The sequence below is a fragment of the Thalassovita mangrovi genome, assembly GCF_009857745.1.
Taxonomy (GTDB): Bacteria; Pseudomonadota; Alphaproteobacteria; order Rhodobacterales; family Rhodobacteraceae; genus Thalassobius; species Thalassobius mangrovi.
The window spans coordinates 101,561-122,824 of sequence record NZ_WWEN01000005.1 but is presented as its reverse complement, the minus strand read 5'-3'; the positions used below and the strand labels follow the sequence as shown (position 1 = coordinate 122,824).

Annotated in this window: 23 protein-coding genes; 14 read left to right on the top strand and 9 right to left on the bottom strand. The window is 63.3% G+C overall.

Annotated elements, in window-relative coordinates; all coding sequences use genetic code 11:
• Window positions 1–52: 52 nt before the first annotated feature.
• The 12 genes from GR167_RS12855 to GR167_RS12805 all read left to right on the top strand — a co-directional run bounded on the left by GR167_RS12855 (window position 53) and on the right by GR167_RS12805 (window position 10,777).
• On the top strand, window positions 53–745 hold the full coding sequence (locus tag GR167_RS12855; RefSeq protein ID WP_160974027.1) for a M48 family metallopeptidase: 693 nt from the start codon (window positions 53–55) through the stop codon (window positions 743–745).
• Window positions 746–776: 31 nt separating this feature from the next.
• The gene (locus GR167_RS12850; protein ID WP_160974025.1) at window positions 777–1,427 is read left to right on the top strand and encodes a GntR family transcriptional regulator; all 651 of its coding nucleotides are present in this window, start codon (window positions 777–779) and stop codon (window positions 1,425–1,427) included.
• A 115-nt stretch (window positions 1,428–1,542) separates the two neighbouring features.
• A complete protein-coding gene (locus GR167_RS12845) occupies window positions 1,543–2,340 on the top strand; it encodes a S49 family peptidase (RefSeq protein WP_160974024.1) in 798 nt (265 codons plus the stop codon).
• 1 nt (window position 2,341) lies between these two features.
• Entirely contained in the window at window positions 2,342–2,509 is a 168-nt protein-coding gene (locus GR167_RS20160) for a hypothetical protein (RefSeq protein ID WP_212769953.1), read from the top strand.
• A gap of 3 nt (window positions 2,510–2,512) precedes the next feature.
• The gene (locus tag GR167_RS12840; protein ID WP_160974022.1) at window positions 2,513–3,460 is read left to right on the top strand and encodes a calcium/sodium antiporter; all 948 of its coding nucleotides are present in this window, start codon (window positions 2,513–2,515) and stop codon (window positions 3,458–3,460) included.
• Window positions 3,461–3,482: 22 nt separating this feature from the next.
• The gene (locus tag GR167_RS12835; RefSeq protein WP_160974020.1) at window positions 3,483–4,265 is read left to right on the top strand and encodes an SDR family oxidoreductase; all 783 of its coding nucleotides are present in this window, start codon (window positions 3,483–3,485) and stop codon (window positions 4,263–4,265) included.
• Between the two features lie 294 nt (window positions 4,266–4,559).
• Window positions 4,560–6,425 (top strand): excinuclease ABC subunit UvrC, encoded by a 1,866-nt coding sequence (gene uvrC / locus GR167_RS12830; RefSeq protein ID WP_160974019.1) that lies wholly within the window; start codon window positions 4,560–4,562, stop codon window positions 6,423–6,425.
• Between the two features lie 217 nt (window positions 6,426–6,642).
• Window positions 6,643–7,146 carry a hypothetical protein gene (locus GR167_RS12825; RefSeq protein WP_160974018.1) on the top strand — a complete coding sequence of 168 codons (504 nt, stop codon included), beginning with the start codon at window positions 6,643–6,645 and terminating at the stop codon, window positions 7,144–7,146.
• Between the two features lie 125 nt (window positions 7,147–7,271).
• The gene (locus GR167_RS12820; RefSeq protein WP_160974017.1) at window positions 7,272–9,329 is read left to right on the top strand and encodes an ATP-binding protein; all 2,058 of its coding nucleotides are present in this window, start codon (window positions 7,272–7,274) and stop codon (window positions 9,327–9,329) included.
• Between the two features lie 84 nt (window positions 9,330–9,413).
• Window positions 9,414–10,076: a CDP-diacylglycerol--glycerol-3-phosphate 3-phosphatidyltransferase gene (gene pgsA, locus GR167_RS12815; protein WP_160974015.1), complete on the top strand. Its 663-nt coding sequence runs from the start codon at window positions 9,414–9,416 to the stop codon at window positions 10,074–10,076.
• 1 nt (window position 10,077) lies between these two features.
• Window positions 10,078–10,323, top strand: coding sequence for a molybdopterin converting factor subunit 1 (gene moaD / locus GR167_RS12810; RefSeq protein ID WP_160974013.1), 246 nt, complete (start codon window positions 10,078–10,080; stop codon window positions 10,321–10,323).
• A gap of 10 nt (window positions 10,324–10,333) precedes the next feature.
• On the top strand, window positions 10,334–10,777 hold the full coding sequence (locus tag GR167_RS12805) for a molybdenum cofactor biosynthesis protein MoaE (RefSeq protein WP_160974011.1): 444 nt from the start codon (window positions 10,334–10,336) through the stop codon (window positions 10,775–10,777).
• Between the two features lie 12 nt (window positions 10,778–10,789).
• Here GR167_RS12805 and GR167_RS12800 read toward each other — a convergent pair whose 3' ends face one another.
• From GR167_RS12800 to GR167_RS12790, 3 genes are read right to left on the bottom strand one after another with little or no spacing between them, the layout of a single operon-like run.
• Window positions 10,790–11,104, bottom strand: a complete 315-nt coding sequence (locus GR167_RS12800; protein WP_160974010.1) for a 2Fe-2S iron-sulfur cluster-binding protein — start codon at window positions 11,102–11,104, stop codon at window positions 10,790–10,792.
• Between the two features lie 11 nt (window positions 11,105–11,115).
• Window positions 11,116–12,405 (bottom strand): type I glutamate--ammonia ligase, encoded by a 1,290-nt coding sequence (locus GR167_RS12795; protein ID WP_160974009.1) that lies wholly within the window; start codon window positions 12,403–12,405, stop codon window positions 11,116–11,118.
• A gap of 11 nt (window positions 12,406–12,416) precedes the next feature.
• The gene (locus GR167_RS12790) at window positions 12,417–13,673 is read right to left on the bottom strand and encodes a cytochrome P450 (protein ID WP_160974008.1); all 1,257 of its coding nucleotides are present in this window, start codon (window positions 13,671–13,673) and stop codon (window positions 12,417–12,419) included.
• An 82-nt stretch (window positions 13,674–13,755) separates the two neighbouring features.
• On the opposite strand from GR167_RS12790, the gene GR167_RS12785 reads away from it, so the two are divergent.
• A complete protein-coding gene (locus GR167_RS12785; RefSeq protein WP_160974007.1) occupies window positions 13,756–14,463 on the top strand; it encodes a type 1 glutamine amidotransferase in 708 nt (235 codons plus the stop codon).
• A gap of 64 nt (window positions 14,464–14,527) precedes the next feature.
• Here GR167_RS12785 and GR167_RS12780 read toward each other — a convergent pair whose 3' ends face one another.
• The 3 genes from GR167_RS12780 to GR167_RS12770 are packed head-to-tail and all read right to left on the bottom strand — an operon-like array spanning window position 14,528 to window position 17,367.
• On the bottom strand, window positions 14,528–15,178 hold the full coding sequence (locus GR167_RS12780; RefSeq protein WP_160974006.1) for a GntR family transcriptional regulator: 651 nt from the start codon (window positions 15,176–15,178) through the stop codon (window positions 14,528–14,530).
• Between the two features lie 7 nt (window positions 15,179–15,185).
• Complete coding sequence (locus GR167_RS12775) at window positions 15,186–15,950, bottom strand: aldolase/citrate lyase family protein (RefSeq protein ID WP_160974005.1); 765 nt, start codon at window positions 15,948–15,950, stop codon at window positions 15,186–15,188.
• A gap of 1 nt (window position 15,951) precedes the next feature.
• Window positions 15,952–17,367: a pyridoxal phosphate-dependent decarboxylase family protein gene (locus GR167_RS12770; RefSeq protein WP_160974004.1), complete on the bottom strand. Its 1,416-nt coding sequence runs from the start codon at window positions 17,365–17,367 to the stop codon at window positions 15,952–15,954.
• Window positions 17,368–17,543: 176 nt separating this feature from the next.
• On the opposite strand from GR167_RS12770, the gene GR167_RS12765 reads away from it, so the two are divergent.
• On the top strand, window positions 17,544–18,269 hold the full coding sequence (locus tag GR167_RS12765; RefSeq protein WP_160974003.1) for a transporter substrate-binding domain-containing protein: 726 nt from the start codon (window positions 17,544–17,546) through the stop codon (window positions 18,267–18,269).
• A gap of 72 nt (window positions 18,270–18,341) precedes the next feature.
• Here the strand turns inward: GR167_RS12765 and GR167_RS12760 are convergent, their stop codons facing one another.
• From GR167_RS12760 to GR167_RS12750, 3 genes are all read right to left on the bottom strand, one after another.
• Window positions 18,342–18,536, bottom strand: a complete 195-nt coding sequence (locus GR167_RS12760) for a DUF2783 domain-containing protein (RefSeq protein WP_160974002.1) — start codon at window positions 18,534–18,536, stop codon at window positions 18,342–18,344.
• A 4-nt stretch (window positions 18,537–18,540) separates the two neighbouring features.
• Window positions 18,541–20,151, bottom strand: a complete 1,611-nt coding sequence (locus GR167_RS12755; RefSeq protein WP_160974001.1) for an FAD-dependent oxidoreductase — start codon at window positions 20,149–20,151, stop codon at window positions 18,541–18,543.
• A 130-nt stretch (window positions 20,152–20,281) separates the two neighbouring features.
• A complete protein-coding gene (locus tag GR167_RS12750) occupies window positions 20,282–21,232 on the bottom strand; it encodes an MBL fold metallo-hydrolase (RefSeq protein ID WP_160974000.1) in 951 nt (316 codons plus the stop codon).
• Window positions 21,233–21,264: the final 32 nt, after the last annotated feature.

Here is a 21,264-nt window from a genome sequence, read left to right as displayed (position 1 = left end):
TTTAAAGGATAGGCGGGCGGTGATCTCGAACAAAGGGGATACGGGGGGCGATATGGGGCACCATATTGTCGATGGCAACCCCCCGGTGCGGGTGCATCTGCGCCGGTCGGCGCGGGCGCGGCGGCTGTCGCTGCGGGTGTCGGGGCTTGATGCCAAGGTGACGCTGACCCTGCCGCGCGGCACCCCGGCGGCGGAGGGAATCGCTTTTGCCGAGGAAAAGGCCGACTGGCTGCGGATGCAGCTGCGCGAACGCCCGGCGCTGGAACCGGTACAGCTGGGATGCCGCTTGCCGGTGGAGGGGCGTTACCTGGAGGTCGTGGCGGGGCCGGGGCGGCGGGTGGCGCTGGAAGACGGGGCGATCCGGGTGCCGGGCGATCCCGACACGGTGGGGCGGCGGCTGGCCGCGGTTTTGAAGCAGATGGCGCGGGCGCGGCTGGCGGGGGCGTCGGATCGATACGCCGAGGCGCTGGGGCGGGATTATACGCGGATTTCGCTTCGCGATACCCGGTCGCGCTGGGGATCGTGTTCCTCGTCCAGGGCCTTGATGTATTCCTGGCGGCTGATCATGGCGCCGCCCGAGGTGCTGGATTACGTCGCCGCGCATGAGGTCGCGCATCTGCGCCACATGAACCATTCGGCGCGGTTCTGGGAAGAGGTGGAAAACCTGTACGGCGATTACGAGGCGCCGCGCCTGTGGCTGCGCGAAAACGGGTCGGAACTGCACCGGTTCCGGTTTGGCGATTGACGATTTCGGGGTTTGTGATCACATGTAGCCCATGCTGATCACATCGCGCACCGATTCCACATCCAGTTCGGCCCATGACCGGGTCTATCGCGGGCTGCGCAGCCGAATCATGCATGGCGAGATCGAGCCGGGCAAGGCGCTGACCCTGCGCGGCATCGGCAAGGAATTCGACGTCTCGATGACTCCCGCGCGCGAAGCGCTGCGGCGGCTGGTGGCCGAGGGGGCGCTGACCCTGTCGACATCGGGCCGGGTGTCGACGCCGGAGCTGAGCAACGAGCGGATCGAGGAGCTGGCCGCGCTGCGGTCGCTGATCGAGGTGGAGCTGGCCAGCCGGGCGCTGCCGCGGGCGCATATGGCGCTGATCGAGCGGTTGCAGACGATCAACGGCGCGGTGGCCGAAACCATCGTGCGGCAGGATGCGGTGGGCTATATCCGCACCAACCTGGAATTTCACCGCACGCTTTACTTGCGGGCGCAGGCGCCGGCGATGCTGGCGATGGCGGAAACCGTGTGGCTGCAGCTGGGCCCGACGATGCGGGCGCTTTACGGCAAGCTGCGCCGCAAGGAACCGCCGCATTATCACCGGCTGATCATCGCCGCGCTGAAAGCGGGCGATGAGCCGGGGCTGCGGCTGGCGGTGCGGTCCGACGTGACCCAGGGGCTGAAGATGCTGGCCGGCTGAGCCGGGCAGGGCGAAGTGACGCCAATGCGCCCTTTCGCAGTTTTTTCGACACGAAATGCGCAAGCTGCCGGGGCTGCGCCTTGTCTGCCCAGCAGCCGGTGTCTAAATGGGCGATATGAGCTTGAACCTGCCCTTTCTGAAATCCCGCCCCCGCGTCGCCGTCCTCCGTCTGCAGGGGATGATCGCAAGCGGTCCGCGCGCGCCGTTGAACGACGCCGCGCTGGCGCCGGTGATCGAAAGGGCGTTCCGCAAGGGCAAGCCCGCGGCAGTGGCTTTGATCATCAATTCGCCCGGCGGATCGCCGGTGCAATCGGCGTTGATCGCGGATCGTATCCGCCGCCTGTCGCAGGAAAAGAAGGTTCCGGTCCATGCCTTCGTCGAAGACGTGGCGGCTTCGGGCGGCTATTGGCTGGCCGCTGCGGCCGACGACATCTATGCCGATCCGGCGTCGATCGTGGGGTCGATCGGGGTGATTTCATCGGGCTTCGGCGCGCATGATTTCATCAGCCGCCACGGGATCGAGCGGCGGGTCTATACATCGGTCAAATCGAAATCGATGCTGGACCCGTTCCAGCCCGAAAAGCCCGAGGATGTCGAACGGCTGAAGGAAATCCTGGGCGACATGCACGGGGTGTTCGAGGGGTATGTGCGGGACCGCCGGGGCGACAAACTGTCGGACGATCCCGATCTGTTCAGCGGCCGGGTCTGGATGGGCCAGAAGGCGCAGGAACTGGGGCTGATCGACGGGCTGGGCCGGGCCGAACCGAAGCTGAAGGAGCTTTACGGCGACAAGGTGCGCTTTGTCCGTTATGGCCGCCGCCGCGGGCTGTTGCAGCGGTTCGGCGCGTCGCTGCTGGGCGATGCGGTGGGCGTGATCGAGGAACGCGCGGCCTATGCGCGGTTCGGGTTGTGACATGATTTTCAAGATCATTTCCCTGTTCCTTGTCGGCATGGCGGTTCTGGCGATGTTCGGAAAATTCCGCTTTCCCGGCCAAGACCGGTTGAAGGCGGCGAAATGCCCGCGCTGCGGGCGATTCAAGATCGGCAAGGGGCCGTGTCCCTGCGAAAAGAAGGGACGCTGACGCATGATGGAATGGATTTACGCCTCTCTGGGGCTGGTGATCCTGCTGCTGGCGGGGGATGCGCTGGTCAAGGGGGCGGTCAATCTGAGCCTGCGGGTCGGTATCCCGGCGCTGATCGTCAGCCTGACCATCGTGGCCTTCGGCACCTCGGCGCCCGAATTGCTGATTTCGATCACCGCCGCCATGGAAGGCGTGCCGGGCATCGCGCTTGGCAACGTGGTGGGGTCGAACACCGCCAATATCCTGATGGTGCTGGGGATTCCCGCGCTGCTGGCGCGGATGCACACCAGCGAATGCGACAGCCGCGAAAGCTATATGCTGATGATCGGGGCGACGGTCCTGTTCATCGCGCTTTGTTTCTTCGGGGTGTTCACCTGGATCAGCGGGCTGGTTCTGCTGGCGGCGCTGGCGGGCGTGCTGTTCCATTCCTTCCACAAGGCACGGCTGCATATGGCGATGGGGGAAGAGGACGAGCTGGAAGAACCCGAAGGCGCCGATCCCGACATGCCGTGGTGGAAGATTGCCCTTTATATCGTTCTTGGCCTGGTCGGGCTGCCGCTGGGTGCGGATCTGCTGCTGGACAGCGCGGTGACCATCGCGCGGATGTTCAACATTTCCGAGACCGTGATCGGGCTGACCCTGGTGGCGGTGGGCACGTCGCTGCCGGAACTGGCGACGACGGTGATGGCGGCGCTGCGGCGCCAGGCGGACGTGGCCCTGGGCAACGTGATCGGGTCGAACGTGTTCAATCTGCTGGCGATCATCGGCATCGCGTCGATGGTCAGCCCGATCCCGGTCGACCCGGCCTTCCTGCGCTTCGATCTGTGGGTGATGCTGGGCGCGTCGCTGCTGCTGATCCCCTTCGTGTTTCTCAAGACCGATATCACCCGGGCCTGGGGTGTCGTGTTGTCGGTGGCCTATGGCGGCTATATCCTTCTGGTATTGAGCTGAACCGGGCGCAGGGGGGTATCGCATGACAGTCGCATTGGTCACGGGGGCGGGCAAACGCCTGGGGCGGTCGATGGCGGCCTATCTGGCCGGGCGCGGTTACGACGTGGCGGTGCATTACGGCAGTTCGGTGCATGACGCGCAAAGCCTGATCGACGATATCCGCGCCATGGGGCGCAAGGCGGTGGGGTTCCAGGCCGACCTGTTGTGCGAGGAAGAGACCCAGGCGCTGTTCCCCAAGGTGCAGGCGGCCTTCGACACCCCGGTGACCTGCCTGGTGAACAACGCGTCGGTGTTCGAACATGACCGGCTGGAAACCGCGACCCGCACCAGCTGGGACCGGCATTTCGAGTCCAACCTGCGGGCGCCCTTCGTGCTGACCCAGGCGATGGCGGCACAGGTACCCGATCCGGTGACGGACGAGATGGGCGAACCGGTGGCTCAGGGGGTCGTGGTTAACATGATCGACCAGCGGGTGCGCAAGCTGACGCCGGAATTCATGACCTATACCCTGGCCAAGATGGGGCTGTGGGCCTTCACCCAGACGGCGGCACAGGGATTGGCGCCTAGGGTGCGGGTGAACGCGATCGGGCCGGGGCCGACATTGCGCGGCGAACGGCAGTCGGAAACCCATTTCAAGGGCCAGCGCGGGGCGACGATTCTGGGCCGTGGATCGAACCCGTCGGACGTGAATGCGGCGCTTGGTTTTTTCCTCGATTCGCCTGCGGTTACCGGCCAATTGATATGTACCGATGGTGGTCAGCACCTTGGCTGGCAGACCCCCGATGTGATGGGAATTGAAGAGTAACCAAGCCGTTGCGCCTGAAGTTGTGCACCTGTCACGGGGGTGTCACGGGGATGTTACAAAATATGTAACTTTATCAATCACTTGTTCGGGCGATCAAAAAATACATAGCAATAACAAGTAGTTATAACCGTGCCTATTTTTTAGGCAAGTCGGTGAACCGGGTTAAAAACAAGGAGATTTTTCAAGTACCCGGAAGTTATCGGCAGACTTATCCACAGAAACGGTGGAAAGGTTTTTCCTTGCCCTTTGATACCAAAGATTGCAGCGGCACCCTGAGAATCATATCTGGTTAACATGTCCGAATCGACACCCGAATCGCTGACCGGCCACGCGCTGATTCAGTCCTATCTGAAGACCCTGGATTCCTCGCCCGGCGTCTATCGGATGCTGGATGCGCAGGCGCGGGTTCTCTATGTCGGCAAGGCGCGGAATCTGCGGGCGCGGGTGTCCAGCTATGCCCGCCCGACCGGCCATTCGGGGCGGATCGCGCGGATGATTTCGGAAACCGCCTCGATGATGTTCCTGACCACGCGGACGGAAACCGAGGCGCTGCTGCTGGAACAGAACCTGATCAAGCAGTTGAAGCCGCATTACAACGTGCTGCTGCGCGACGACAAATCGTTCCCGAATATCCTGGTGACTGCCGACCACCCGTTTCCGCAGATCAAGAAACACCGCGGCGCGAAGAAGCAGAAGGGCAGTTATTACGGCCCCTTCGCCAGCGCCGGGGCGGTGAACCGGACGCTGAACCACCTGCAGCGGGTGTTCCAGCTGCGCAATTGTTCCGACGCGATGTTTTCCAGCCGCACGCGGCCCTGCCTGTTGTACCAGATCAAGCGCTGTTCGGGGCCCTGCGTTGGCAAGATTTCCGAAGATGATTATGCCGCCACGGTGGTGGATGCCAAACGCTTCCTGTCGGGCAAGTCGACCGACATTCAGGAAAAGCTGGCGGCGGAGATGATGAAGGCCAGCGACGCGATGGAATACGAGCGCGCCGCCGCCTTGCGCGACCGGATCAAGGCGCTGACCCAGGTGCAGTCGCAGCAGGGGATCAACCCGCGCACGGTGAGCGAGGCCGATATCGTCGCGCTGCACCTGGAAAAGGGGCAGGCCTGCGTGCAGGTGTTCTTCATCCGCGCCGGGCAGAACTGGGGTAACCGCGATTTCTATCCCCGGGTCGGCGTCGATATCGAGGCGCCCGAGGTGCTGGAGGCCTTCCTGGGCCAGTTCTATGACAGCAAGGACCCGCCGCGGCAGCTGATCCTGTCGCATCCGATCGAAAACGCCGACCTGATGGAAGAGGCGCTGAGCCAGAAGCTGGGCCGGAAGGTGGAAATCCTGGTGCCGCAGCGGGGCGAGAAGGCGGAACTGGTCGCGGGCGCGGCGCGCAACGCGCGCGAAAGCCTGGCGCGCAAGATGTCGGAAAGCGCGACGCAGGCGAAGCTGCTGGCGGGGCTGGGCGAGGCTTTCGGCCTCGACGGGCCGCCGCAGCGGATCGAGGTTTACGACAACTCGCACATCCAGGGCACCAACGCGGTGGGGGGCATGATCGTCGCCGGGCCGGACGGGTTCATGAAGAACCAGTATCGCAAGTTCAACATCCGCGGCGATGAGCTGACCCCGGGCGACGATTTCGGCATGATGAAAGAGGTGCTGACGCGGCGCTTCAAACGGCTGCTGAAGGACGACCCTGACCGCGACAAGGGGCTGTGGCCCGACCTGTTGCTGATCGACGGCGGCGCCGGACAGGTGTCGGCGGTCTACGAGATCATGGAGGAATTCGGGGTCGAGGACATCCCGATGGTAGGCGTCGCCAAGGGCGTCGACCGCGACCACGGCAAGGAGGAATTCCACCGCCCCGGAACCCGGCCCTTTGCGCTGCGGATGAACGACCCGGTGCTGTATTTCATCCAGCGCCTGCGCGACGAGGCGCACCGGTTCGCCATCGGCACCCACCGCGCCAAGCGGGCCAAGGCGATGGGGGCGACGCCGCTGGACGATGTGCCGGGTGTGGGGGCGACGCGCAAACGCGCGCTGCTGGCGCATTTCGGATCGGCCAAGGCGGTCAGCCGCGCGGCGCTGGCGGACCTGAAGGCGGTCGACGGCATTTCGGATGCCTTGGCCGAAACGATCTACGATTTCTTCCACGAAAAGGGCTGATTGGCGCAAAGCGTGGCTTTGGCTTTTCGGGCCGATTGGCGGGCGGTTTCCGGTTCCGCGCCAATTTCAGGCCAATTTCGGGCACTGTGCGGCACACATTGATTTTGAGAAATCTCTGAAATAGCCTTTTATAGCTAAATGTTTCACGTCCGAATCAAAATCCAAACGCAATTCCTGTCAGCGGGAACGCGACAGGGGTGCAAAAGGGCTGTTTAAAATGTGCAAATCTACGAGTGCCCTGCTCAGAATACTGGCCCTGCTTGTCGCGGCGATGTTCGCGACGGTGACCGCCGCCGCAGAAGACGGCAGCCGGATCATAAGGCTTTCCGGCGCGCTGGCAGACGGGCAGGCCGCCGCAGTGACGGTCAAGGATTTGGAAACGGCCGGACTGCAGGAATTCACGGTTTTCAACCCGTTCGAGCAGCGCGAAGATCTTTACACAGGCGTTTTCATCAAGGATCTGGTGCACAGGTTCGGTGCCGAAGATGTGCAGTCGATCACCCTGACGGCCATCGACCAATACTCCATCACCTTTGACCGGGAAGAGTGGGAAAATTTCCGTATCCTGATTTCAACCCGCGTAAACGGGGATTACTTCGGCTTTGATAAGAAAGGCCCGTTGCGTGTCGTATTCCCCGACTATGATCCCAACCAACTCGCATACCAGGAAATTCTTTCGAAATGGATTTGGATGATCACCCGGATCGAATTCAAAAAGTAACCCGGCTCTGGAACGCCAGGTATGTCATGGTCATCCTTCTGGGGGTGGCCGTTGCCGTCGGCTATGCTGTGTATGAATTTCGCAGCGGTTCCCGCAGCATCGAAAATTCCCGCCTCGTGGTTCAGATGATCGATTCGACGCGGCTGAGCTTCAAGATCGATCAGCTCAGCGGCAACGGCTTGGCGTCCTATCATTCCGCGGTCCTGGCGCAGGACGAAGACAGATTGGTGGAGGCCACGGAATATCTGCGGGCGGCGATCGGATTCGCCAACAGCCCGTTCCTGTATCAATACACCGACCTTCTGAAGACGGTCGCCTTCATCGAAGATAACCTGCGCCTGATGGAGGAAGCGGGCCTGTCGCCGACACCGGATGTCCTGACGGCGATGGACGAAAATGTCTGGCAGATCGAGCACAATACATCGGTCTATGAACAGGGCATCTATGAAAAGTTCCTGGTCGAATACGCGCGCTTGCAGACCGACGATTACCGCACGTCGGTGCGGGTGCGCATCTTGCTGGCGGGGCTGCTGACGGCCCTGGTCGCCTTCGGGGTGATCGCCCTGTTCATGCGGGCCGAACAGGTGCAGCACAACAAGCGGGTCGAGGCCGAATATGCCAGCAAGGCGAAATCGGCCTTCCTGGCCAATATGAGCCACGAAATCCGCACGCCGATGAACGGCATCGTCGGCATGATGGAGCTGCTGGAAAAAACCACCGAGCTGAACGACGACCAGCGGCGGATGATCAGCGTGATCCGCGATTCTTCGTTCTTCCTGATGAGCATCATCGACGACATCCTGGATGCGTCGAAGATCGAGGCGGGCAAGCTGGAAATCGAAAAGACCGGTTTCGCGCTGGTCGAGGCGGTGGAAAAGACCGCCGAGTCGCTGACCTTGCAGGCGCGCAAGAACAACGTGTTGTTCCTGATCTATGTGGATGCGGAAGTGCCCGACTGGGTCGAGGGCGATCCGCTGCGGCTGCGCCAGATCCTGCTGAACCTGCTGAGCAACGCGATCAAGTTTTCCAACTGGGGCGAGACCGAGGACAAGCAGGGCTTCGTCCAGCTTTGGGTCGATCGCGGCCGCGACGGCAAATCGATCCGGTTCCGCGTCATCGACCGCGGCATCGGCATGAGCGAGGAAACCATCCGTACCGTGTTCCGCCCGTTCCAGCAGGCCGAGCAATCCACCACAAGGCGCTTCGGCGGCACCGGGCTGGGCCTTGTCATCACCCGCAACCTGATCGACCTGATGGGCGGCACGCTCGAGGTGCAAAGCAAGCTGGGCGAGGGATCGACCTTCACGGTGACGCTGCCGCTGGAGGAAAAGGGCGGCGAAACCGGCCTGCCCAAGATCGACGGCGTCAATCTGGTCATTCAGATGGACAAGCCGGTCTATAACGCCCGGATGGCCAAGTATTACGAACTTCGCGGGGCCAAGGTCGCCATGCCGGCCAGCCGGGAGGACTTGCTGGAGGCCGCGGCGGCGGCGGATGACGACACGGTGCTGCTGCTGGCGCTGGAAACGCTGGAGGAAAACCTTGCCCTGGTCGATCAGATCGTTGAGCGCAATCCGGAGTGCAACCTGCTGATCATGGACCCGACCCGGGACAATCCGAAGGGGCTGGTCAAGCCGCGGCTTTATGTGTCCTACCGCTTCCCGATGCAGCTGACCGACACGATGCGCGGCATCGCCATGCTGACCGGCCGCTGTGTCAATGATCCGCAAGAACGGGCGCGCCAGTTCGATGCCCTGCCGCTGGACGCGGTGAAGACGGTTTACGACCCGGTTCTGGTGGTCGAGGACAACCCGCTGAACATGGCGGTGCTGACCAGGCAGCTGGAACTGCTGGGGATTGAATTCGAAACCGCCGAAAACGGCGCGGAAGGGTTCGAGAAATGGCAGGCCAACGGGTTCGGCATGGTTTTGACCGATTGCCAGATGCCGGTGATGGACGGGCTTGAGATGACGCGGAAGATTCGCGAGGTCGAGGCCAGCCGGGGCGGGCCGCAAACCGCCATCATCGCGATTTCGGCCAGCGCCCTGAAGGAAGAGGCCGAGCGCAGTTTCGAAGCCGGGGTCAGCGATTACCTGACCAAGCCGGTGCAGGCTGCCGTGCTGAAGCAGGCGATCGAGAAATGGAGCCGGCGGCGCGACGCCGAACAGTCGGCCGAGGCCTGAGCCGGGACCCGATCCGGACCCGTGGGAGCGTCGCGGGCGAAACGCCCGCTTTCCCCCGCCGGTCAGACAGGGTATCTAGGCGCTATGCAATGGACGATCCCGAATATTCTGACGGTTATCCGTCTGGCCGCAGCCCCCGGCGTGGCGGTGATGTTTCTGTATTTCGCACGGCCCTATGCCGATTGGTTCGCGCTGCTGCTGTTCATCGGCGCGGCGGTGACCGATTGGTTCGACGGCTACCTGGCGCGGCTGTGGGGGCAGGAAAGCAAGATGGGCGCGATGCTCGACCCGATTGCCGACAAGGCGATGGTGGTGATCGCGCTGATGGTGATCGTGGGCTATTCGTCGATGTCGCCTTGGCTGGTGCTGCCCGCGACCTTCATCCTGTTCCGCGAAATCTTCGTATCCGGCCTGCGCGAATATCTGGGCGACACCGCCGGCACCCTGAAGGTGACCAAGCTGGCCAAGTGGAAGACCACGTTCCAGATGGTCGCCATCGCCACGCTGTTTTCGCACGGTGTGTTCGAACATCATTTCGCGATGAACAGCCAAGGGCTGGATGACGCCATGATCGCCGATATCCTGGCCGGGCGGGCCGAGGATGTTCACCGGCTACTCTGGAACCAGCGCGGGATGTTCTGGGCGTCCAACCTGGGGCTGGGCCTGCTGTGGATCGCCGCCGTGCTGACGCTGGTCACCGGCTTCGATTATTTCCGCAAGGCGCTGCCGCATCTGAAGGATCACTGACATGGACGTGCTGTATTTCGCCTGGGTCCGCGAACGGATCGGGATTCCCCGTGAAAAGGTCGAAAGCTCGGCCAAGACCGTGGCGGAGCTGGTCGAGGAATTGCGCGGGCGCGAGGAACGCTACGAGGTGGCCTTTTCCGACCTGTCCGCCTTGCGCGTGGCGGTGGATCAGGAACTGACCGATTTCGACGCCTCGCTGGAAGGCGCGCGGGAAGTGGCGTTCTTCCCGCCGATGACCGGCGGTTGAGGAGGCTTCTATGATCATCCGGGTGCAATCAGAACCGTTCGACCTGGGCGCGGAAACCGAAGGGTTTGCCGATGCGCAGCAGGGCATGGGCGCGGTGGTGACCTTCACCGGCATCGTGCGCGACCTGCCGGGCGAGGGGCTCGACCGGATGGAGATCGAACATTACCCCGGCATGACCGAAAAGGCGCTGGAAAAGATCGCGGCGCAGGCGATGGACCGCTGGGACCTGGGCGATGTGTTGATCATCCATCGCTATGGCAACCTGAAGGCGGATGACCGGATCATGATGGTGGCGACCTCGTCGCGCCACCGGCTGCACGCCTTCGAGGCCGCCGAATTCCTGATGGATTACCTGAAATCCCGCGCGCCGTTCTGGAAGAAGGAATTCACCCAATCGGGCGCCGAATGGGTTGAAGCCAAGGACGCGGACGAAGCGGCGCTCGACCGCTGGTAATCAGACTACCGATCAGACTTCGGGTACGATCAGCACCAGACCGTCGAGGTCCGCGCTGGCCGTGATTTGGCACGACAGGCGCGAATTGTCCTGACGCGGGGCTTCGGCCACGTCGAGCATCGCGTCCTCGAATTCATCCGCTGCGCCGGTTTTGCCCATCCAGTCGGGATCGACATAGACATGGCAGGTGGCGCAGCTCAGGTTGCCGCCGCATTCGCCGATCACGTTCGGAACGTTATTGGCGACGGCGGCTTCCATCATGTTGATCCCGTCTTTGACATCGGCGGCGATTTCGCCGCCATCGGGCAGTTTCCAGGTCACTTTCATCGGCTTACCCCTCAGACGAACCAGACATAGAAGTCGCGCAGCTGGTCGCCTTCCAGGTCCTTGGTTTTCTTGACTTCCTTTTCCTTCATGAAGACGTGGTTGGCGACCAGGTCCGCGCCCACCGCTTCGCCCAGTACCGTGTCGGCCTTCAGATCGGCAATCGCGCCTTTCAGGGTGACCGCGGCGCTGTCCTTGGCATCCCAGTTCTCGAACCCGTCGCCGGTCTCGATGGGGCCCAGGTCGTACTTGTTCACCACGCCCAGCCTTGCGGCCTGCAGCACGCCCGCGGTGGCGGTATAGGGGTTGGCCGAGGCATCGGCGGTACGGTGTTCCAGCCGCGCCTTGGCGCCGCCTTCGGTCGACACCCGCGTGGTCACGTTGCGATGATCGCCACCCCAGTTGGCCCAGAAGCCCGACAGCGATCCCGGCTGCAGCCGCTGGTAGGAATTGGCGGTGGGCGCGATCAGCCCGGCCAGTCCCTTGTGATGTTTCATCAGCCCGGCGACGCAGTCGCGCGCCAGATCGTTCATGTGATCCGGCCCGCCCTTTTCGCCGCTCGACAAGGCGTTGCCGCCGGATTCGTTGACGAAGGAGAAGTTCACGTGCAGACCCGATCCGCCCGCTTCGGCAATCGGTTTGGGCAGGAAGGACAAAACGATCCCGTGTTCCAGCGCGATTTCCCGCGCCATCAGGCGGAACAGCACGATATCGTCCACCGCCTTCACCGCGTCGTCGAAGGTCAGCGTGTATTCGAATTGCGGGCTGTCGTATTCCGAGGTGATCATGTCGAGCCGGAAGCCCAGCTCATCCGCCTTTTCCCAGATCGCATCATTGAACCGCATCGGGTCGGCGAAATTGCCGGTGGCGTAAACATGCGCGCCCGGCGTGTCATAGGGCACCAGCCGGCCGTTTTCATCCGCCACCAAGGCGAAGGCTTCCAGCTCCAGCCCGACCTTGGGCGTCAGCCCCATCGCCTGCCAATCCTTCACCGCCCGTTTCAGCGCGCCGCGCCCGCACAGCGGCAGCGGTTCCCCGTCGGTGTCGTAGAGGTCGCCCACCACGATCTTGGTCGCCCGTTCCCAGCTGTCGCGAATCTCCTCGCCGCGCCAGTGCAGTTCCATGTCGGGCAGGCCCTGCATCATCATCGCGCCCGGCGCGTCGAGCAGATCCTTGTCGTAATGCACCCCGAAGGTGGACCGGCAGAACCGGGTCGTGTCGTCGCCGATCTTCGATCCGGGCAGGTACTTGCCCCGCATGATCGACAGGTGATCGCAAAATAACGCGCGCAGGCGTGTGTTCATATTCGGGCTCCCTATTTGGCGACCACCTTCACCGGCAGTTCCTTGATCCCGCCCACGAAATTCGAGCGCAGGAATTTATGCGGGCCGTTGGCCTCTATCGATGTGATCCGCTTGGCGAGTTCCTGGAACAGCACCCGGACCTCGAGCCGCGCCAGCCACATGCCCAGACAAACATGCGGGCCGCCCTGGCCAAAGGACAAATGTTTGTTGGGCGTGCGTTTCAGGTTCACCCGGAACGGATCGTCGAACACGGTGTCATCGCGGTTGGCCGAGGACCACCAGTACAGCACCTTGTCGCCCTCGCGGATGGTCTTGCCATGCATTTCCACGTCTTGCGTGGCGGTGCGGCGGAAATAGATCGCGGGCGTGGCCCAGCGGATGATTTCATCCGGCGCGGTGTCCCAGATGTCTTCGCTTTGCATCTGGCCCAGTAGTTCGGGCTGATGGCACATCGCCTGAATTCCGGCGGCGATGGAATAACGGGTGGTGTCGTTGCCCGCCGCCACCAGCAGGCAGAAGAAGTTGCGGAATTCCTCTTCGGTGATCACGCTGCCATCTTTGGCGGGCTGCAGGATCAGGTGCAACACGCCGCTGGTGTCTCCGGCCGCGTCCTTACGCGCCATCAGGTCCTTGGCATAGCTGTAAAGCTCCGCCCCTGCCGGCGAATTGAACGGCATCATGCGGAATTCATCCGTCGTCATCTTATCGAGCACGTGATCGGTGAAATCCGGGTCGGTATTGGCGATCAGCGCGTCGCCCTTTTCCACCAGCCAGGGCAGGTCTTCCTCGGGCAGGCCAAGGATGCGGCCCAGCATCTGCATCGGCAATTGGCGCGCGATGTCCTTGGTGGCGTCGAATGCGCCCTTCTGCAAGGCCACGTCGAGGATGTCGTCGCAGAGCTTACGGATATCGTTTTCAAATTCGGCGATGACCGGCTTGGAAAACGCCTTGGCCACCTTGATCCGGGTCATCATGTGTTCCGGCGGATCGGTTTCCTGGAAGGTGCGGCGGGCGAGGTATTCCTCGTAGGTCTGGTCTTCCATCCGGATGCCGCGGGCCGAGGAGAAGACCTGCGGCTGGCGGTTCATTTCGGAAATGTCGGCGTGGCGGGTGATCGACCAGAACCCTTCGCCGCCGTCCCAGTCGGTCCAGTGCACCGGGTCGTCGCGGCGCAGCCGGGCGAAGGTGTTATGCGGCGCGCCGTTCACAAAGGTATCGTGGCTGGTCAGGTCGGCGAAACCGTCGTCGGTGGGGGTCCAGACCGTCATTGTGATACCTCTTGTTGTTAACTTGTTATGTATATTAAAAGTGGCTATAAATATGTAAAGAAAAATCTCAGGCAGGACCGTCATGCGTATCGCGATCTTGATGACCAACACCGATGAAAGCGAATTTTCCGGGCGACATCCGAAGGATGGTGAAAAATTCACCGCGCTTTTGCACCTGGTGCGGCCGGATTGGCAGACGCAGGTCTTCGCGGTGAAGGACGGGGTGTTTCCCGAATCGCTCGACCGTTTCGACGGGGTGATGATCACCGGCAGCCCGGCCTCGGTGCACGATACCGATCCTTGGGTGGGCCGGTTGCTGGATCTGATCCGCGATATCGTGGCGAAGGGCATTCCGCTCTTCGGCGCATGTTTCGGCCATCAGGCGATCGCGCTGGCGCTTGGCGGCAAGGTCGAGCAGAACCCCGGCGGCTGGGTGTTCGGCCGGACCGAAACCGAGCTGACCGACCCTGCACCGTGGATGCAGGGCCTGCCCGGCAAGACCGGGCTTTACGCCGCCCATGTGGAACAGGTGACGGAACTGCCCGAGGGCGCCCGCATCCTGAGCGGCAACGCCGACTGCGCCGCCGGGGCCTTCGCCATCGGCAACCATGTCTACACCACCCAGTACCACCCGGAAATGACGCCCGGCTTCATCGCTGCCCTGACCGAGGAAATGCAGGGCAAGCTGCCCGACGAGGTGCTGGACAAAGCCCGCGCCTCGCTCTCGGCCCCCGCCGACACCGAAAGCTTCGCCGAAAGCCTCGCGCGCTTCTTCGAACAGGCGCGCTAACCGTTTCTTCTTGGTGAAAATACTCGCGGGGGAGCCCCGAAGGGGCGGGGGCGGCAGCCCCCCTTCACCCCAGTGCGGCCAGAAGATCCAGCGCGGTCACGTGATCGAAATGCACATGCGCCTCCATCGCCGCCTCGGCCTCGGCCGATTTGCGGGCGGTGATCAGGTCGGCGATCTGCCGGTGTTCGCGGGCCGAGGCCGCGATCACCCCGGAATAGTGATAGCGCGCCCGGTAATAAGCCATCAACTTGCGCGCGTTCGTCTTGATCATGTCCAGAAGGAAGGGATTGCCCGCCGCCTCGGCCACCACGCGGTGGAAATCGAGGTTGAGCTGGTAATACTGGTCCGGTTCGCCGTCGCCCAGCCGCGCTGCGTGGTCTTCGCAGGCCACCACCGCCGCTTCCAGCGCGGCGCGGTGGATGGGCGACAGGCGGCGCGCGGCCAGTCCAGCCGCCTGGCCTTCCAGCTTGGCGTGCACCTCGAGGATCGCCAGGAATTCCTCCAGCGTCGGCTTGAACACCACCGCACCCTTGCGCGGGGTGCGGCGGATCAGGCCTGCGGTTTCCAGCTGGATCAGCGCCTCGCGCACCGGCGTGCGCGACACGTTGTGGCTATTGATCAGGGTCTGTTCCTCGATCACGCCGCCGGGGTTCAGCGCGCCGCTTTCGATCGCGTCGAGGATCGCGGTGATGATCGTGTCGGTCTGCCCTGCCATCTGTCCGTTATTTCCAGTTCGCCATGGTCGCCCGCGCCGCCTTGGCCAGCATGACGACGTCGATGCCCACGGCCAGGAACTGCGCGCCCCAGTCGCGGTATTCGGCTGCCACGGCCTGATCGACCGCCAGGATGCCGGCGGCCTTGTCCGAGGCCGCGATCTTGCCCAGGCAGTCTTTGATCACCGCGCGCACCTCGTCATGGCCGCTCTGGCCCGAATGGCCCAGATCGGCGGCCAGGTCCGAGGGTCCGATGAACACGCCATCGACGCCCTCGACGGCGAGGATCGCGTCGAGGTTTTCGACTCCCTTGCGGGTTTCGACCTGCAACAGCAGGCAGATTTGTGCGTTGGCGGTCTGGATGTAATCGGGGATGTCGGAAAAGCGCGAGGCACGGGCCAGCGCGGCGCCCGATCCGCGGATGCCTTCGGGTGGGTAGCGGCAGGCGCGGACCAGGTCGCGGGCCTGATCGGCGGTTTCCACCATCGGGATCAGCAGCGTCTGCGCGCCCACGTCCAGCGCCTGCTTGATCAGCCACTCGTTGCCGATGGGCAGGCGCACGACGCCCTCGGAATGCTTGCCGTCGAGGATCTGCAGCTGGTGCATGATCGTGCGCAGGTCGTTGGGCGCGTGTTCGCCGTCGATCACCAGCCAGTCGAAATTCGCGGTGGCGAGGATTTCGGTCGCATAGGGATCGGCGAAGCCGGCCCAGCAGCCATATTGCATCTCGCCCCGCTCTAGCGCGGCCTTGAAGGTGTTGAGAGGTGCGGGCATGTCAGGCGTCCTTCAGTCGGTTGGCGGTTTCCACGATCACGTCGAAAGCGGTGTCGATATCATCCTGGGTACAATCAAATTGCCCGGCCTGGAAGCGGATGACCAGTTTACCGTCCGTCCGGGTCTGGGTCAGGTAGATGCGGCCATCGTCGTTGATCGCGTTGATCAGGGCCAGCGTGGCGTCGTCCGCGTCCTGCCCTTCGGGCGTGAAGCGGAAGGTGAACAGTGACAGCACCGGATCGGTGACGATCTCGATATCGGGCACGGTCCGCAGCTTTTCGGCCAGCGCTTGCGACCAAGTCACGTGGTTGCGGATCATCTGGCGCAGCCCGTCCAGCCCGTAGGCGCGGATCAGGAACCACAGTTTCAGCGCCCGGAAGCGGCGGCCCAGCGGCACCGACCATTCGGAATAGTTGATGATCCCGTCGGCGCCGTGGGTTTTCAGGTATTCCGGCTGGATCGCCAGGGTGCGGGTCAGGTCCTCGGGCGATTTGACGAAATGGGCCGAGAGGTCGAACTGGGTGCCGAGCCATTTATGCGGGTTGAAGACGATGGAATCGGCCTCCTCCACCCCTTGCCACAGTTCGCGGTATTCCGGGCAGATCATGGCCGCCCCGGCCCAGGCGGCATCCACATGGGTATAGAGGTCGTATTTCCGCGCCACCGCGATTGTGGCGGTCAGGTCGTCGCAGGCGCCGGTGCCGGTGCCGCCGATGCAGGCGACCACGCCCGCGGGCAGGTAGCCGGCCGCGATATCGGCCTTGATCACGTCTTCCAGCATTTCGGTGTTCATCGACCGCAGTGGCCCCTGGGTGGGAATGCGCACCAGGTTGGCCTGGCCGATCCCGGAAATCCAGATCGCCCGGTCGACCGAGGTATGGACCTCGTTCGAGCAATAGACCCGCAGCGGTTTCTGCCCCGGCAGACCGTTAGCGTTGCCATCCCAGTTCAGCGCGCGTTCGCGCATCACCAGCACGGCGGCCAGCGTGGCCGAGGACGCGCTGTCCTGGATGACGCCGGAAAAGCCGGTGGGCAGGCCCAGCGACTGGCGCAGCCAGTCCATCATGCGGGTTTCCATTTCGGTCGCGGCCGGGGAGGTCTGCCACAGCATGCATTGCGGCGCCATCGCGGTGACCAGGTTGTCGGCCAGCACGGCGGCGGGCGAGGCGTTGGAGGGGAAATAGGCGAAGAAGCGGGGATGCTGCCAATGGGTGATGCCGGGCATCACGATGGATTCGAAATCTTTGACGATATCCTCGATCGGCTGCGGCGCGTCGGGGGGCGATGCGGGCAGTTGCGCCATCACCTCGCCCGGTTTGGTCTGGGCGCGCACCGGGCGGTCGCGCAGGCCCGCGTGGTACTTGGCCGCCCAATCCGCCGCCCATTTGCCCCATTTGGGGAATTCGCTCCACCGCATTTGCGCCTCCTCATTTCATTAACATGTAAACTAGTTTGGCTTTCACCGAACCGCAAGAGCTATGCTCGAGGCTTGACCGAGGTCATGGAAGGCACCGTTGGGCCAAGCGATCATGCGCCATTGTTAGCGGGTTTGCCCGCCGCATTGAATGCATGGATTTCACCGGAGGAGGAGCGATGAAACATTTCCTTGGGGTATTGGCGGCGGCCCTGCTTTTGGCGACGCCCTCGACGGCGGATACGATCCGGCTGGCCTATCGCGCCGACAATGCGCCGTTCAGCTATGCCGATGAAAACGGCAATCCGGCCGGGTTCGAACCGGCGCTTGGCAAAGAAATCTGCCAGCGGATGGAGCTGGATTGTGCCGGGGGCCTGGTGGCCCAGGACAGCCTGTTGAGCGGGCTTGCCGAGGGGCGCCATGACGTGGCGATGGGGGCGATTCCGATGGACCGGGGCCTGCCCGACGGGTTGGACCGGACCCAGGCTTATATGTATCCCGACGTGTTTTCGGTGATCGGTCACAAGGGGCACGAACTGACCTTCGGCGTTGGCCGCCTGGCGGTGCTGCCGGGGCGCGACCTGACCTTCTGGTTCGATCAGAACAGCCGGACCCCGGTGCCCTACCCGACGATGGAGGCCGCCCTGGAAGGGCTGGAGAACGGCGAGGTCGAGGGAATTGCGGGGGAACGGCGCATCCTTGCGCCGGTGATCGAAACGCAGGGCGATACCTATGGCTATATCTACGAGGTTCGGAAATTCGATCCCGGTTTCGGTGCGGTTCTGCGCGAAGGCGATAGCGATCTGCGCTTCGCCTTCGAGGACGGGATTTTCGAGATGAGCGAGGACGGCAGCCTGCGGGCGCTGGTCTTGGAATGGTTCGGGTACAGCGCCGAACCGGGCTGATGGAAAACGGGGCCACGCAACGCGCGGCCCCGATCAGGGTTTCCAAAGGTGCCCCAGAGGGCCTGTCGGCGATCAGCCTGCCGATTTCTTGGCCGCGTCCAGCGCCTCGGCCAGCACCGCGCGGTCGCCGATATGGTTGGCCATGATCAGGATCAGCCGCGCGTTCAGCGCGTCGCTGTCTGCCTTGCTCAGCCCTTCATGGGTGGCCAGCAGGTCGGCATAGAAATCATCGGCATTGTCGATATTGGGCGTCAGGGTCAGGGACATCTGATTACTCCTTGCCAATGGCGCGGCGGATCGCGGCGCGGGTTGCGGTTTCGTCGAACTTGTCCCAGCGGGCGGCGACGTGCTGATCCGGGCGGATCAGGTAGACGGCGGTTTCCGCGTCGCCCAGGTAGCGGTCTGCCAGCGCCGGGTCGAGGGCTTCGCTGTAAAGCGACAGGCTGCCCACCTTGATGCCGCTTTCTTCCAGTTCCGCCGGGACGTCGGTGTTGATCGTCAGCAGGGTGAAGTCGTTGCCCAGCCGGTGCAGCAGGAAGCCTTCGTCCAGCGGCGCGTCGGGGCAGGGCGATCCGGGCCGGGTGCGGGCCGGGCCGCCGGGCAGCGCGTCGGGCGAATTCAGCGCCGAGCCGTCATAGGTGCAGGGCACCGACAGGCGGCCCGAATTCACCAGCGGGCGGGCGAAGGCGTAATGTTCCGACAGGTCCAGAACCGCGTCGCGGAAAATCCGGCTGGTGTCCGATTTCGGCGTGATGAAATCGGTCGAGCGCGAGGAATTGAGGATGTTTTCATCCGCGCCGTGCACCCGTTCGGTATCGTAGCTGTCGAGCAGGCTGTCGGGCGCCAGCCCTTCGATCACCAGCTTCAGTTTCCAGGCCAGGTTGTCGGTATCCTGCAGCCCGGAATTGGCACCGCGCGCGCCGAAGGGCGATACCTGGTGCGCCGCGTCGCCGGCGAAGATCACCCGGCCGTGGCGGAAGTTTTCCATCCGGCGGCACTGGAAGGTATAGATCGAGACCCATTCGAGATCGAATTTCACGTCCTCGCCCAGCATCGCCTTGAGCCGTGGGATGACGTTTTCGGGTTTCTTTTCCTTTTCCTTGTCGATGTCCCAGCCCAGCTGCAGGTCGATGCGCCAGACGCCGTCGGGCTGCTTGTGCAGCAGCGCCGACTGGCCCTTGTTGAAGGGCGGGTCGAACCAGAACCAGCGTTCGGTGGGGAATTCGGCCTCCATGATCACGTCGGCGATCAGGAAGTTGTCCTCGAAGACGCGGCCGACGAAATCCAGCCCCATCATCGAACGGATCGGCGACCCGGCGCCGTCGCAGGCGATCAGCCAGTCGGCTTCCAGCGTGTAGGGGCCTTCGGGCGTGTCGATCTCGATCACGGTGTGATCGCCCTTGTCCTCGACCTTCAGCACCTTGTTGCCGCCGCGCAGTTCGATCGGCGCGCCTTCGGCTTCCAGTTCGCGGGCGCGGTTCACCAGGTATTCTTCGAAATAGTATTGCTGCAGGTTGATGAAGGCGGGGAATTCGTGGCCGGTTTCCGGCAGCAGGTTGAATTCATAGACCTTGCGGTCGTCGAAGAAGACCTTGCCGGTGTCCCACACCACACCCTTGTCGACCATCGGGTGGCCGCAGCCCAAACGGTCGAGGATTTCCAACGGCCGCTTGGCGAAGCAGATCGCGCGGCTGCCGAAGCTGACCTTGTCGTTGTCGTCCAGAACGATGGCCTCGATCCCCTGCTGGGCCAGGTCGATGGCGGCGGCCAGCCCGATCGGACCGGCGCCCACCACCACGACCCTGCGCCGCACCGGTGCTGCCGCATCCTGATCGGCGCTGCGGGCATAGGGGTAGAGGGGGATTTCGAAAATCTTGTTCATCTGGTTCCTCCCAGCTGCAAACAAATCTCTGCCAGTCCCTTGGCGCGATTGGCCAAGGGGAAGATGCGGGGGCGCGCGCCCCCGCGGACACCGCGCCCTCTGTGGGGCACGGTATCATGCGTCTCAGAACTCAGCCTTGCAGCTGCGCCCACATGTCCAGATCGCGCTGCGCGGTCCAGATCCGCGGGTTGGCGATGCCGCGCGCTTCGTCATAGGCGCGGGCCACGTTGAACGGCAGGCAATGTTCGTAGATCGCGTAGTCGGCGAACTTGGGATCGCATTCGGCGCGCACCGCGTCCCAGGCTTCCTTCAGCGAACCGCCGCGCGCCGCGACGCGGGCCGCCGGGCGGTAGGTGCTTTCGACGAAATCGCGGGTGTTTTCGATCGCCGCGTTGACCATTTCATGGCCCACAAGCGCGTCGCCCCGGCCCGGCGCGATGGCGTCGACGTCATAGGCCTTGATCGCGTCGAGCGTGTTGCCCCATTCGTTGAAATAGCCGTCGCCGCAATAGCAGGCCGAGTGGTATTCGACGATATCGCCGGTGAACATCACGTTCTGGTCGGGCACGTAGACCACCGCGTCGCCGGCGGTGTGGGCGCGGCCCAGATGCTTGATCTCGACCTTGCGGTTGCCAAGGTAGACGGTCATCGAATCGCTGAACGTGGTGGTGGGCCAGGTCAGGCCGGGGATGCTTTCATGGCCTTCGAACAGGCGCGGGAAGCGCTGGAATTCGCTGTCCCAGTCTTCCTGGCCGCGTTCGGCGACCATGCCGCGCGCCGCATCCGACATGATGACCTGTTGCGCGCCGAAAGCGCTGGCACCCAGAACGCGCACCGCGTGGTAATGGGTCAGCGCCACGTGGGTGATCGGTTTGTCGGTCACCGAGCGCACGCATTCGATCACCTTGTTGGCCAGGCGCGGGGTCGCCTGCGCCTCGACGATCATCACGCTGTCGTCGCCGATGATGACGCCAGAGTTCGGATCGCCCTCGGCGGTGAAGGCGTAGAGCCCTTCGCCCACCTCGGTGAAGCTGATGGTTTTTTCGGTCATGTCCCCCTGGGACGCGAATGCCTTGGCCATGTCTGTGCCTTTCTTTGATCGGTGCGCCGGTG

Coding starts and splice junctions, on each gene's coding strand:
- GR167_RS12855 (WP_160974027.1), top strand. CDS start 53: ATGGGGCACCATATTGTCGATGGCAACCCCCCGGTGCGGGTGCATCTG.
- GR167_RS12850 (WP_160974025.1), top strand. CDS start 777: ATGCTGATCACATCGCGCACCGATTCCACATCCAGTTCGGCCCATGAC.
- GR167_RS12845 (WP_160974024.1), top strand. CDS start 1,543: ATGAGCTTGAACCTGCCCTTTCTGAAATCCCGCCCCCGCGTCGCCGTC.
- GR167_RS20160 (WP_212769953.1), top strand. CDS start 2,342: ATGATTTTCAAGATCATTTCCCTGTTCCTTGTCGGCATGGCGGTTCTG.
- GR167_RS12840 (WP_160974022.1), top strand. CDS start 2,513: ATGATGGAATGGATTTACGCCTCTCTGGGGCTGGTGATCCTGCTGCTG.
- GR167_RS12835 (WP_160974020.1), top strand. CDS start 3,483: ATGACAGTCGCATTGGTCACGGGGGCGGGCAAACGCCTGGGGCGGTCG.
- uvrC (WP_160974019.1), top strand. CDS start 4,560: ATGTCCGAATCGACACCCGAATCGCTGACCGGCCACGCGCTGATTCAG.
- GR167_RS12825 (WP_160974018.1), top strand. CDS start 6,643: ATGTGCAAATCTACGAGTGCCCTGCTCAGAATACTGGCCCTGCTTGTC.
- GR167_RS12820 (WP_160974017.1), top strand. CDS start 7,272: ATGATCGATTCGACGCGGCTGAGCTTCAAGATCGATCAGCTCAGCGGC.
- pgsA (WP_160974015.1), top strand. CDS start 9,414: ATGCAATGGACGATCCCGAATATTCTGACGGTTATCCGTCTGGCCGCA.
- moaD (WP_160974013.1), top strand. CDS start 10,078: ATGGACGTGCTGTATTTCGCCTGGGTCCGCGAACGGATCGGGATTCCC.
- GR167_RS12805 (WP_160974011.1), top strand. CDS start 10,334: ATGATCATCCGGGTGCAATCAGAACCGTTCGACCTGGGCGCGGAAACC.
- GR167_RS12800 (WP_160974010.1), bottom strand. CDS start 11,104: ATGAAAGTGACCTGGAAACTGCCCGATGGCGGCGAAATCGCCGCCGAT.
- GR167_RS12795 (WP_160974009.1), bottom strand. CDS start 12,405: ATGAACACACGCCTGCGCGCGTTATTTTGCGATCACCTGTCGATCATG.
- GR167_RS12790 (WP_160974008.1), bottom strand. CDS start 13,673: ATGACGGTCTGGACCCCCACCGACGACGGTTTCGCCGACCTGACCAGC.
- GR167_RS12785 (WP_160974007.1), top strand. CDS start 13,756: ATGCGTATCGCGATCTTGATGACCAACACCGATGAAAGCGAATTTTCC.
- GR167_RS12780 (WP_160974006.1), bottom strand. CDS start 15,178: ATGGCAGGGCAGACCGACACGATCATCACCGCGATCCTCGACGCGATC.
- GR167_RS12775 (WP_160974005.1), bottom strand. CDS start 15,950: ATGCCCGCACCTCTCAACACCTTCAAGGCCGCGCTAGAGCGGGGCGAG.
- GR167_RS12770 (WP_160974004.1), bottom strand. CDS start 17,367: ATGCGGTGGAGCGAATTCCCCAAATGGGGCAAATGGGCGGCGGATTGG.
- GR167_RS12765 (WP_160974003.1), top strand. CDS start 17,544: ATGAAACATTTCCTTGGGGTATTGGCGGCGGCCCTGCTTTTGGCGACG.
- GR167_RS12760 (WP_160974002.1), bottom strand. CDS start 18,536: ATGTCCCTGACCCTGACGCCCAATATCGACAATGCCGATGATTTCTAT.
- GR167_RS12755 (WP_160974001.1), bottom strand. CDS start 20,151: ATGAACAAGATTTTCGAAATCCCCCTCTACCCCTATGCCCGCAGCGCC.
- GR167_RS12750 (WP_160974000.1), bottom strand. CDS start 21,232: ATGGCCAAGGCATTCGCGTCCCAGGGGGACATGACCGAAAAAACCATC.